This window comes from Rhizobium sp. 16-488-2b, from assembly GCF_017741815.1.
Classification (GTDB): Bacteria; Pseudomonadota; Alphaproteobacteria; order Rhizobiales; family Rhizobiaceae; genus Rhizobium.
This window is the reverse complement of sequence record NZ_JAGHMF010000017.1, coordinates 130,193-142,020: the sequence shown is the minus strand read 5'-3', so window position 1 is coordinate 142,020 and position 11,828 is coordinate 130,193. Positions and strand designations below refer to the sequence as shown.

The 11,828-nt window shown below is 60.9% G+C and carries 10 protein-coding genes; 3 read left to right on the top strand and 7 right to left on the bottom strand.

Going from position 1 to position 11,828, the window contains the following annotated elements; genetic code table 11:
• The 5 genes from J5286_RS17090 to J5286_RS17065 form a co-directional block, all read right to left on the bottom strand.
• Entirely contained in the window at nt 1–1,008 is a 1,008-nt protein-coding gene (locus tag J5286_RS17090; RefSeq protein WP_209191407.1) for a glycosyltransferase family 2 protein, read from the bottom strand.
• On the bottom strand, nt 1,005–1,961 hold the full coding sequence (locus tag J5286_RS17085) for a glycosyltransferase family 2 protein (protein ID WP_449089966.1): 957 nt from the start codon (nt 1,959–1,961) through the stop codon (nt 1,005–1,007). Before J5286_RS17085 ends, J5286_RS17090 begins: the two co-directional genes overlap by 4 nt.
• A complete protein-coding gene (locus tag J5286_RS17080) occupies nt 1,958–2,956 on the bottom strand; it encodes a glycosyltransferase family 2 protein (RefSeq protein ID WP_026282735.1) in 999 nt (332 codons plus the stop codon). Before J5286_RS17080 ends, J5286_RS17085 begins: the two co-directional genes overlap by 4 nt.
• Before the next feature lie 1,241 nt (nt 2,957–4,197).
• Nucleotides 4,198–5,004 (bottom strand): endo-1,3-1,4-beta-glycanase ExoK, encoded by an 807-nt coding sequence (gene exoK, locus J5286_RS17070; RefSeq protein WP_209191406.1) that lies wholly within the window; start codon nt 5,002–5,004, stop codon nt 4,198–4,200.
• Nucleotides 5,005–5,007: 3 nt separating this feature from the next.
• Nucleotides 5,008–6,090, bottom strand: coding sequence for an acyltransferase family protein (locus J5286_RS17065; RefSeq protein ID WP_209191405.1), 1,083 nt, complete (start codon nt 6,088–6,090; stop codon nt 5,008–5,010).
• Between the two features lie 579 nt (nt 6,091–6,669).
• Here J5286_RS17065 and J5286_RS17060 point away from each other — a divergent pair.
• The gene (locus tag J5286_RS17060; protein ID WP_209191404.1) at nt 6,670–7,629 is read left to right on the top strand and encodes a glycosyltransferase family 2 protein; all 960 of its coding nucleotides are present in this window, start codon (nt 6,670–6,672) and stop codon (nt 7,627–7,629) included.
• A gap of 3 nt (nt 7,630–7,632) precedes the next feature.
• Here J5286_RS17060 and J5286_RS17055 read toward each other — a convergent pair whose 3' ends face one another.
• Together J5286_RS17055 and J5286_RS17050 are read right to left on the bottom strand one after the other, a co-directional pair.
• Complete coding sequence (locus J5286_RS17055) at nt 7,633–8,634, bottom strand: glycosyltransferase family 2 protein (protein ID WP_209191403.1); 1,002 nt, start codon at nt 8,632–8,634, stop codon at nt 7,633–7,635.
• A gap of 130 nt (nt 8,635–8,764) precedes the next feature.
• Complete coding sequence (locus tag J5286_RS17050) at nt 8,765–9,037, bottom strand: exopolysaccharide production repressor protein (protein ID WP_209191402.1); 273 nt, start codon at nt 9,035–9,037, stop codon at nt 8,765–8,767.
• 768 nt (nt 9,038–9,805) lie between these two features.
• On the opposite strand from J5286_RS17050, the gene J5286_RS17045 reads away from it, so the two are divergent.
• Together J5286_RS17045 and J5286_RS17040 are read left to right on the top strand one after the other, a co-directional pair.
• On the top strand, nt 9,806–10,486 hold the full coding sequence (locus J5286_RS17045) for a sugar transferase (RefSeq protein ID WP_018897030.1): 681 nt from the start codon (nt 9,806–9,808) through the stop codon (nt 10,484–10,486).
• Nucleotides 10,487–10,551: 65 nt separating this feature from the next.
• Nucleotides 10,552–11,823, top strand: a complete 1,272-nt coding sequence (locus tag J5286_RS17040) for a polysaccharide biosynthesis/export family protein (protein ID WP_209191401.1) — start codon at nt 10,552–10,554, stop codon at nt 11,821–11,823.
• The last annotated feature ends 5 nt before the right edge of the window (nt 11,824–11,828 follow it).

The window sequence follows — 11,828 nt, the reverse complement described above, 5'->3', positions numbered from 1 at the left end:
CTATCCTTTGCGGGAACGGGTCGTGCCATCGATGGCTGTGAGGTCGGCCTGCGGGCCAATCAGTTTGCGGAGCGACGCGATAACGCGGTTGGCCCGTGCTGCGATGGGCATGCTGAGATGCCCGACAGCGGATGGGGTGCCCCAGGCTGTCCTGATCGTTCCGAGGATCGACCGGTCTTTGATATTCTGGACGAGAACGAGAAAGGCTCTTCCCCGAAGCAGGCTTTTTGCCCTGAAATACTGGGCGGCGGCTGCTTCCGCATCCAGCGTGTGATTGCGAAGGAAGGTCTTATCCCCTTCGATCATGGCGTCGATGTGGTGAAGCGAAAGAACGCGGGAGATCGATCCTTCGCGGATATTGTAGTCGTAACCGGCAAGCGGTTCGAAAACGCAGCGTCCGCCGAGCGCCATGGCGCCGGCGAGATAGAGATAGTCCTCGCCGATCTTCAGGCTTTCGTCGAAGCGAAGGGCATGGCTTTGAATGAAGGCGCGCTGAAAGATCGGCTTCAGATAGCCGAAATTATGGGTGGTTTGAAAAAGGGCGTTGGAGCGAATGAAGGCGGAAAGAGTGAGCGTCGGCATTTGCGCCAGCGCGTCCTCGGCGAACATGGTTTCGGCCGGCGTGCCGTCGGTCCTGATGACACGCAGGTTGTCGACGGCGATTTCTGCGCCGGCTTTTTCGGCGCGATCGATCATCCGGCGCAGCCGGTCGGGGTCAACCGTGTCGTCGGAATCGAGCACCGCCAGCCAACGGCCGGTGGCAGCCGACATCGCGGCGTTGCGCGCCGCCGACGGTCCGCCGTTGCGGGCGAGCGCGATCAGCCGGACGTTGCGGTCGGCATAGCTTTCGGCGATCGCCCTGGTTTCATCGGCCGAACAGTCGTCGGCAACGATCACCTCGACCGTGACTCCGCGCTGGGCAAGCGCGCTGTCGATCGCCTTTCCGAGCGTCGCCGCCGCATTATACGCGGCGATGATAAAGCTGACGTCGGGCATGTCTTGCTTCATGCGGCCTCCGCCGTTCCGTACTGGCGGATTTCGCGCACGCCGAGCAGCCCGCTGACGACGCCGGAATGCATGATGCCGCGAAGGGCGTAGCGGTAGCGCGGAACGGCCGAGAAGACGCAGGCGAGGGCGGCGGCGTAGCAGAAGCCGGCCTTTGCACCGGCAAGCGCGATCTGCTTCGTCCTGTTGAGGCCACCGGATCCCGTGTCCTGCAGCAGCCGCCCATGGGTCTGGCCAAAGCGGAAGCGGCGCTTGGCGAGCCAGGAGAGATCGGCGCGGTTTTCGGTCACCGGTTCATAGACATAGGCCTTCTCGGCAAAGGCGATCTTGCCGCCGGCCTCATGCATGTGGCTGAAGAATTCCGTGTCTTCTCCACCCGTATGGCCGAGCGCGAGATTGAAGCGGCGGCCGGCAAGGCTCTGCGAGGAGAGGCGCAGCAACACGTTGCAGGTGTAGCCGGTGCGGATTTCGCCGTTGACCCAGACGGGAAGCGTCGAATGAAAATCGCCGACCCGCATCCAGCGCGGTGCGGTGTCCGCGTAGACGCTGCGGACAGGTCCGAGAACGGCGTCGGCCTTGGTTGACCGGGCGGTCGAGAGCAGCTCGACCAGCCAATCCTCGCTCGCATCTTCGTCATCGTCGATGAAAGCCAGGAAGTCGCCGGTGGCGTTGTCGAGGCAGGCGTTGCGGGCGATCGAGATGTTCGATGCCGGGCAATGCACATAGGCGATTTCGTGGGCGATGCGCGGACGAAGCGCCTCGACGCGCTCCCTGGCGCTCGGCGTCTTGTCGTTATCGGCGACGATGATGCGCAGGCGCGAGCCGGGAGGGACCTCGAGGACGGCCAGCGACAGCAGCGCTTCGTCGAGCGAAGCGCGGCGATAGGTGCAGATGCCGATGTCGATCTGCAATTGTCTGGTCTGCGGTTTTCTTGTCTGTTCTGGGGGCTGGTTCACGACGCCACCTTTCTGCCGCGGAAGCTCAGAAGTTCCATCCAGAAGCCGGCCGACCAGGCGAAGTGCATGACCATGGCCGATACGGCAGCTAGCGGGCCGTAGGGGTTGCGCTGGCCGATCGCCATCCAGAAGCCGTAGCCGACGCAGGCGACTGCCCACAGGCTGAACGGTATGACGGCGGCCCAGTTCACCACGGCGAGGAATGCGCCGATGAAGACGGGAACGACCAGGAGCGGCAGCATCTGGCGAACATTCGGCATGCTGCCATGCTTCAGGATGTTCTTGGCGCGACCGCGGCCATAGCCGAGATACTGCCGGAACAGCGTGGCGACGCTGGAGCGCGGGTAATAGACCATGCGGGTCTTGTCGGTCATCCAGATGCCGAAGCCGGCCTTTTTCAGGCGGTAGTCGAGTTCGGCGTCCTCATTGTGGCTGAAGGTCTCGTCGTAGCCGCCGACGGCCTCGAAGGCGGCGATGCGCATCAGGGCGTGGTGGCCGTGATTGGTCCAATGGCCCTTGGCGCCCTCGCGATGCTTCGAGCCGCCATTGCCGAGCTTGGAGTTCTGGGCGAAGGCGGTGGCCTTCTGGAACATGCCGAAGCCGACCGTTTCCATCGATACGACCACGGAATCGGCCTGGGTGGCGACGGCTTCCTCGACGAGGCGGCGGCAATAATCGTCCGGATAATCGCCATGGGCATCGATGCGGATGAGGTAATCGTAGTCGCGGCCGAAGGTGGCGACGGCCAGATTGGTGGCGGCGCTCTGCAGGCGGCGGGGATTGTCGAGCAGCACGATGCGCGGATCGGACATGCTGATGCGCGCGACGATCTCGCGCGTTGCATCCTTGCTGCCGCCGTCAGCAACGACGATCTTGGCGTTCATGTGATCGATTTCGCGGCTCAGTTTGGCGAGCAGCGGCTCGATGTGCTTTTCTTCGTTCAAGCAGGGGATGATTATGAGACTGGAGACGCTGGAACTGGCATCAGGCTGCATGGTTGTCCACCCTTCTGGAGATACGGTTTTCGGTGCGGATGCACTGCTGTCGCCCCTCTCGACGGCAGCAGGCACAAGGCGGGAAAGGCTGGCGACGAGCGCTTCGCAGTCGCTGCGGTCGGCGAGCCAGGTTTTCTGATCAGTGGCGGCGACGGCGTCGCTGAGCGCATGGTAGCGCTCGCCGGTCATGGTTTCGAACAGCGCGCGCAGCGCTGCCGGGCTTGCATCAGGGAGAGCAAGGCCGATCGATTTTTCGCGCAGGAAGCGCGCGGTCTGCGTGCCTTCGAGCGCGATCGGAACGGTGCCGTAGAGGCAACCTTCATAGAGCCGGTTCGGCAGCAGCCAGCTGGAATTCAGGCCTTCCTCGAAGAAATCGATCGCCCAGGAGAAGTGGACGTCGTCGTAGATCGCCCTCAAATCCTCGGGGTTCTTGTAGGGGCCTTCGAAGCGGAGGTAGGGTTCGCTGGCGACGAAGTCGTCGAAATCCTCGAATTCGGAATAGGCGGGGCGGCCGCGCAGCACGATCTCAACGCGGCCTTCCATCAGGCGCGAGAACTCGGCGAGCATGGTCAGCGACTTCCTGCAACGGAGCGCGCCGAACCAGCCGATCTTCCAAGGCTGGCCGGGCTGCTTCAGCGGGCGGGCGATGGTCGGCTGCACCGTCTGGTCGATCGATATGACCTTGTTTTCGATCAGCAGCGTCTCGGCCTTGATGCCGGAGCGCGGCGCGAAGTGGTGTTCGATGAAGGCGGGCGAGCTCGTCATGATCAGCTGCGCCTTGCGGCCGAAACGGGCTTCTGCGCCGCGCATGATCTTTCCGACCATGTCGTTGCGCGACAGCAGCCGGTGAATGTCGAGGCATTCGTAGACCACGGGCACATCGCCGCCGAACATCGCATTGGCGCGATCGGCGACCGCGAGCGCTTCGAGGTTGCGGCCGATGATGACATCGGGCTTGTCGACCGTCTTCAGCAGGCCCTTCAGCCCGCTCGTTGCCTTTGCGACAGCGCCGATGCGCTGCGCGAACTTGGCGTCGGCGGTGCGGCCAAGCTCGATCGGCGTGATGCCGTGCACTTCCGCGAGGCGGTTTTCGCCGCGGCGGAAACCGGCCAGCGTCACCTCCGCGCCGCCCTCGCGCAGCATCAGCACCCGCCGCCGGACGGCGGGATCCGAGAGATCATGCACGAGATACAGGACTTTGAGCATGGCACTCCTTGTCATTTGTGCGCCTTCGGCGCCGATCAGTTCAGCGTGCATGCGATCGATTCAGGGAACTGGCACTTGTCGCCGGGGGCCGTGTAGGCGAAGCGCTCAACCTCAAGCGATGTCGGCTTGGTGTAGGCGAACTTGCCCATCCAGTCCTTCAGCGTGTCGGTGCCCCAGAGGCTGAAGAAAATCTTCTGCTGGCTATCCGGGATCTTCGCGGGATCGGTGACATCCTGAACGAGCTTGCCGTTCAGATAATAGCGAAGCCGGCCGGGCTCCCAGACGAAGGCATAGTCGTTGAAGCCGTCATCGGCATTGGCGCCGATCGGAACCAGCTTCTCATTGCCGCCCTTGGCCTTGATGTACTGGTTGACCTGCACCTGGCCGGAATTCTTGCCGAGGACCTCGAAGTCGATCTCGTCATGCGGCTTTTTGTCGGCCGGGCCGATGTAGGTGAAGAAGGCGGAGTTCAGGCCGGGACCGGTCGCTGTCTTCATCCGGGCCTCATAGGTGCCGTAGCCGAAGCGCTTCTTGGTCTGGATCTCGCCGCAGAGATAGTTGCGGTCCTTCGACTGACCTTCGGCGAAGGAGAGCTGCAAAGCGCCGCCTTCGACCTTCACCTGGTTCTTCGACCAAGTGCAGTTCTGATGTGGGCCGTTGTTCCAGCCATCGGAGATGTACCAGACACTGCGGTCGAGCTTATCGAAATTCTCGACGAAGGAGGGGGCACTCGGTTGCTGGGCTGCCTGCTGGGCGAAAGCCGAGGAGGCGCCGATGAGGAGCGTGCCGATGATACCGAGTGCGGGGCAAAGTTTTCGCGCATGGGCGATTTTGGTCGTCATGTGTCACCTTTGCTGTGTAACGAGTTTGGAAGGGGCCGCGCCCGCCGTAACCGGCTTTTCATAGGGCTTCTTGGCGCGAGCGCCGGTCAGGACGGCGTAAAGGCGAGGGGCGATCCTGCGGCAGAGGTTGTTCGAGAAAGCCAGGAACGGGAACAGGACCGCCAGCGAGAGGATGAAGAAGGCCGGATAGAAGCTGACGCCCGCCTTGCCCCAGACGATCCACATGAAGATCAGCAGCGGATAGTGGCTGCAGAAAATCCAGAAGCTCAGGCTGCCTGTTTTCGACAGTCGCTGGCCGATCTGTGTCTCGATCAGCGGCGCCGACAAGAGCCAGAAGCCGAGCGCGCCGAAGATGGCGAGCGTGTTGCGCAGGAACTGCACCCAATCCGGCAGGCTCGGGCCGGTCATGTAGATGACGGTAGCAAGCGCCGCGCAGCTGGCGAGCAGGAGGACCGCGCCAAGCGTGGCGAAGCGGTCGAGCGCCTTCAGGTCGATCTTGTTCAGGCCGATATAGATGCCGAGGCTGAACGAGAAGAGGATGGAGCGCTTGAGGACGACATAGAGCGATGCCTCCGGCACCACGGCGACCACGAGCAGCACCGACAGCGTTAGAAGCGGCGCATGGCGGATCAGCCATGCCAGCAGCGGCGACAGCAGGATGCAGACGAAGAGGTCGCGCAGGAAATAGAGCGGCACGTTGACCGGGAAGTCCTCGACCGCGAAGAGCTGGGTCATCAGCTCGCGCGCCGAGGCCTGCCACGGGTTCGGCACGTAGCCGTCGCCGAGGCCGACGCCGAGCGCCACCAGGATCGCCAGGAAGAACAGCCCGTTCCACAAGAGGAATGGCAGGAGCACGGTCTTGGATTTCGTGCGTACCGTTTTCAGGTAGCTGAAATTCTCCAAGCCGCCACGGAACAGGAGATAGCCGGAAATCGCACTCAGGCAGGGCACACCCACCCTGAACAGCGCTTCCGCCAGGAATACTCTCAGCCAATCGAAGGCGCCGTAGGTCCCGACAAAGGGACTGGTCTGGTCGCCGAATGGTATGTGTACGAATACGATGCCCGAAATGAGCACAATCCGCATCAGGTTGATCCGTGAGGACACGTTGGTATCAACATTCACGTTGTCAGTCACCCCTTTTGGGTCGCAGCTCCCCTTTGCAACCGTTTCAATCAGAGCAGACTTCAGCCCGCAGCGAGGGAAGTTAGGGCGAATTCACGGAAGAAAATATGGCACTGCAGCAAAAGTGATCGATCACGCCGTTTCGTAACGGATACTACTTGCCGTAATGGCTCGCGAAAAATGCGCGGCTGAAGTGTTCTCGCCCCGGCCAGAAGCCAGTGCCAGCAGTGCATTCAAGAAAATGATTATATTCACTGGCTTAGGCGCAAATGGCGTGGTGCGGCGCACGAAAGTTTTTATCAAATGAGAGGAAATGTTACAGCAGCCGTCCGCAAGTGGTTCATCATTTATGGTCGGAATGGGGCGGTTTGATCCACAATGGAGCGTTTCCGGATCGAGGGGCCGTCAGCGCTCTTCCTGCCGCCTTTGACAAATTTCGGCCGAAATGCCCCTGATGCTTGTGCGGTGCAGCAGCTGGCCCAGATGGCACGGCTACAGGCACCGACCGAAGTACCAATTCGAACCTCTCAGGGAGAGAGTATGGCGACTTTCACGATCATTATTCCGTTCTACCAGCGGGATGACGGCATCCTCAGACGGGCGCTTGCGTCGGCGTTTGCGCAGAGTTTTCAGGACTTCGATATCATCGTCGTCGACGATCAGTCGCCCTATGCGCCGGCAAGCGAGCTTGCGCCGCTGACCGCTGAAGAGCGGGCGCGAATCACCGTTGTCAGCCAGCCGAACGCCGGGCCGGGCGGCGCGCGCAATACCGGGCTCGATCATGTTCCCGCCGACACGCGCTATGTCGCGTTTCTCGATTCGGACGACATCTGGACCCCGGATCATCTGAAAAACGCGTTCACGGCCATGGATACGCTTGGCGGCGATTGCTATTGGGCGTCGATCGAAGGTGGGGCGGAATTCGACTATCACTTCGGGATCGCGGCGCTTGCGAAGATCGACGGCGCGAAGCGGCTGATGGAAACGCCCCATATCCTCTCGGTTCCCGATATTGCGGGGGTGATGATCAACGACTGGGCCTTCCTGCACATGTCATGCATGGTGATCGGCCGTCCGCTGATCGAGACCGTGCGTTTCGACGCGGCGCTGCGGCTGGCGGCGGAAGACGTCCTGTTCTTCTGCGATTGCATGCTGGCGGCCAAGCAGGTTCTGCTCTGCGCCGATGCGGGCGCGCTGCGCGGCGAGGGGATCAACATCTTCCACGGCGTCGACAATACGTCGCCGGAATATCTGAAGCAGCAGTTCATCACCTGGATGGCGCTCGACCGGCTGGAAAGCCGCTTCGCCTCGCGGCCGCGCGAGATCGCGACCATCCGGTCCTACAAGAGCCGGGCGCGCAAGCAGGCGCTGTGGGGGCAGGTGGGGCAGCTCAAACGCCGCCGGCGGCCCGATTTCGGCCTGCTCGCCCGCTGGCTGGTGCAGGATCCGAGGCTGATCCAGAGCGCATTCCAGCTCGCGGCCGGCAAGCTGGTGAAGTAACGGCTATTCGGCCGGCGCGTCGAGCAGATAGCGAAGGCGGTCGCCGCTTGAGGTGACCGCCACGCCATCCGGGTTGCGCCAGCGCTCCGTCTTGTCGGCGAGGATGCCGCCGGCGATTGCCGGGAAAGCGGAGGGATGCGTCGCGACATAGGCGATCGCGGCGCCGGCGCCCTTCTGGTTCTTGATGTCGAGGAAGTGGCGCAGCTCGTATTTGGCGCGGATGTGCTGTTCGTGCCGGCGCACGGCGTCCGCCGCCATCGGCTTCAGCTTGAAATCCTTGAGAAGCGAACGGTCCGCCTCGTAAAGGCGGCGCAGGTCTTCCGTGCGGTGGCTGCCGCTTAGCGAATTGCCGCGCACGACGGCGCCGTAGCCGCAGCTGTGGATCACCTTGTAGCGGGCGCCGAGCGCCAGAGCGCGGATGTAGAGATCGTAGTCCTCGCCGAGACGCATGTCCTCGCGGTAACGAAGTTGGTGTTTGTCGAGAAAGGCGCGGCGCATGACGGGCTTCAGGAAGCCGATCTCGCCGCGACGCACGCCACGCTTGGATATGTTGCCGTCCACGAAGGTCGTCAGGTCGAGATAGAGAGGGTTTTCGGCGAAGCGATCGAGCTTCTGCGGCGCCTGGGCGACCGTGTCGGCATCGACGAAGGCGATGTTGTCGGCCACGAATTCCCAGTCATCGTCCGAGAGCATGCGGGAGAAGCGGCCGGCGAAGAAGAAATCGTCGGCGTCGAGGATGGCGATCAGCGGCGCCGTGGAGATGTCGATGGCATGATTGCGTGCGGCGGACGGGCCCTTGTTCTTCTCGAACCTGATGATCCTGAGCCTGCCGGTGGCGTCGTTGCCGCGTTCGGCGGCCTCCGCTGTGGAATCGCTCGAGCCGTCGTCGACGACCACAACTTCGGCGACCTCAGGCTCGAGAAGTGCTGATCTGACGGCGATTTCGATCGTATCGGCCGCGTTCTTGGCGGCGATGATGACGCATATGCTAGCTGTTTCAGCCACGCTCTACCTCCGTTGTTTCGCCCAAGACCTAGGACGTTGCAGCGCAGCAGACAACAAAGAGCGCTTCACATGATGTTACGAAGGGTGGGTTCGTGAGCGGCGAACGGGCAGGCAGGGCTGCCCTCGGGGTTTAGCGATTGAACGGCTCGGAGCTGTTGAAAGGCGGTACGTGCAGCTTTTCAGCTTCCTCGGCGCGGCCGGCCGCGCGCTTGGCGCCGTTGCGCTCCTTGCTTTCCTTCCAGACGAGGTAGAGCACGCCACCGAAATAGCCTGCCTGCAGCAGGATCGCACAGATCACGGTCTTGATGATGGTGCCGGATAGAGAACCGCTCAGCCAATAGGTCGCGACGGCGAACACGGCGAGTGCGCCCAACATGCTGACAAAAACGCGAGGTGCATACATTTGTTGCCTCCCCAGATGGTGCCCTTCAATGAACAGCCATTGAATACGCGGCCACACCAGGACCATTTTGTAGATTCTTTTTACAGGACTTCGTCATGTAACTAAAGCGGTGAAGACGTCTTTTGCGCCTGTATTCAGTAACTACAAGCGTCACCTTAAAGGTTTGTTCCGCGTATTGGTAAAAATGCCACTTATCGGCCCGTGCGCCCACCAATCGGAAAACGTCGTTAAAGTTGGGTTTCGATCCGAGGGTTGCATCCAATTTGGCAATGCACGTTCTTGTTTATGCCACAATCGATACCCGCTGAGGTGTAGTGGCCGCGTTTCGCATTCAACTTTTATTACAAAGTTTTAATTTCAAACGATTTGTGAGTGCGGCGCAAAATTGATGCTGCGATGCAATAAAACGGCTCGGTTCAAGTTTAAAAAAAGGTCCGTTGGAGAAGTGATGGCCGTAACCAAGAACTTTCGACCGGGGCCGGTTACCCCTGTAAACTTCGTTCAGGGTGTATTGGCAAGAAGTCACAGGACATTTTATTTCAGTCTGCAAATATAGTTTTGATCGCTTTGGTGGAATCTAAATATGTTTCAGCGACCCCTGAAATACAAAAAGTTGAACAAATGTTTCCAAAAACGTTCGATAACGAGCGGTTTTAAAAACGTGGCTTAAAAAAACAAAATCCCCTCATACACTCCCAACTCGTCAGCGCTAGCTAAGCGTCCTGAGCCTTAACCGACCAAACGGCAAACATAAGTGGAGTTACCTCTATGAAGTCTGCGACGAGATCGGACAGTTCGCCATTTTATGGCGCAGTTCACGAAAACGCGTTTCCGCCCACAGGCGGCTTCGCAAAACGGGCATTCGATGTGTCCGCCGCCTGCCTCGGGCTTCTGTTTCTGAGCCCAATCTTTTTGATGGTGATGCTGCTTGTGAAGCTCACGGACAAGGGTCCGGCCTTCTATGGTCATCGCCGTATCGGCCACAATGGCCAGGAATTCCGTTGCCTGAAGTTTCGGACAATGGTCACCAATGGCGACAAGGTTTTGCAGGAATACCTGCGCAACAACCCTTCCGCCATGGATGAGTGGCGCGCCACGCGCAAGCTGCAGAACGACCCTCGGGTAACTGCCGTTGGTGCCGTGCTGCGCAAGCTGAGCCTTGATGAGCTTCCCCAGCTCTTCAACATCATTCGCGGTGAGATGAGTGTCGTCGGTCCGCGTCCCGTCGTTCAAGACGAACTTGAAATGTACGAGCACGCCGCCGTCTTCTATCTGCAGTCCCGCCCAGGCCTGACCGGTCTCTGGCAGGTCAGCGGACGCAACGACGTCTCCTATGCCGCTCGCGTCGCTTTCGATACCCACTACGTCGAAAACTGGTCGATGGCCCGGGACGTTGCGATCATCGCAAAGACCATTCCCGCCGTCTGCGCTCAGCGCGGAAGCTACTAACGGCATCCTTACGCCCGACGAGCACGTCTTATGGCTCGCCGTCGGGACGAAACACGGGGAAAAATATGAACGAACGTCTATTTGGCAGTCAGGCTGGGCGATCCCGTGCCCTTCGATCCGGTGTTGCAGTCGCTGCCGGGTTGAGTGCATTCCTGCTGTCCTCATTCATTGCCAGCGCGGACGACTACCGCCTTGGAACCATGGATAAAGTGAAGATTCGAGTTGCCGAATGGCAGACGGCGGATGGGACGATCCGCGACTGGTCTGTCGTCAGCGGCGAATACACGGTTGGCCCGTCCGGCAGCATTTCGCTGCCATTCGTCGGCGATCTCGCTGCTTCCGGGCAGACGACCGACGCCATCGCCAAGCAGATCGGCATGGCTCTTCAGAAGCAGTTTGCCCTGAAGGACCGGCCGTCGGCATCCGTCGAATTGTCGGAATTCCGCCCTGTCTATCTCTCCGGAGACGTGGAGAAGCCGGGTGAGTTTCCGTTCGCGCCGAACCTCACCGTCGCCAAGGCCGTCAGCCTTGCCGGCGGCCTTCGCCGGGCCGATTCCGGCCAGCGGTTCGCGCGCGATTTCATCAACGCCAAGGGCGACGCCGTCGTCTACATGGCGGACAGGGCACGGCTTCTCGTGAAGCAGGCTCGTCTTCAGGCCGAAATCGACAACAAGGATAGTTTCGAGATTCCGGCCGAACTGAAGGACAAGCCTGAGGCGAGGGCGCTCGTCGACAGCGAGAACGCGCTCATGGCCTCGCGCAAGAAGCGGCTGACGCTGCAGCTTCAGGCACTCGATGACTTGAGGGCTCTGCTGCAGAGCGAAGTCGAGACGCTTGCCAAGAAGACGCAGACGCAAACCCGCCAGCTGGAGCTTGCCACGGCCGATCGCGACAAGGTCGACGATCTCGCCGAGAAGGGGCTGGTGCTCAGCGCCCGCAAGATGACCGCCGAGCAACGCGCGGCCGATCTCGAGGCGATGCTTCTCGACATCGACACGAACTCGCTCAAGGCTAAGCAGGATATCAGCAAGGCCAACCAGGACGAGATCACGCTTCGCAACGACTGGGACGCTCAGCTTGCCCAGGAAAAGCAAAGTGCGGATGCGCAGCTCGACCAGCTCAATCTGAAGCTCACGACGAGCAACTCGCTGATGGCCGAGGCGCTGACCCAGTCCACGGATGCCGCCCGCTTCGACACGTCGACGGGTGCCGCCAGCATTGCCTACTCCGTCATTCGTGACGTGGACGGCAAGCCGAAAGAAATCCCGGTGCAGGAAAGCACCGCGTTGCAGCCCGGCGATCTGATCAAGGTCACCGCCGGACTGGCCATGAGGTAACGAGG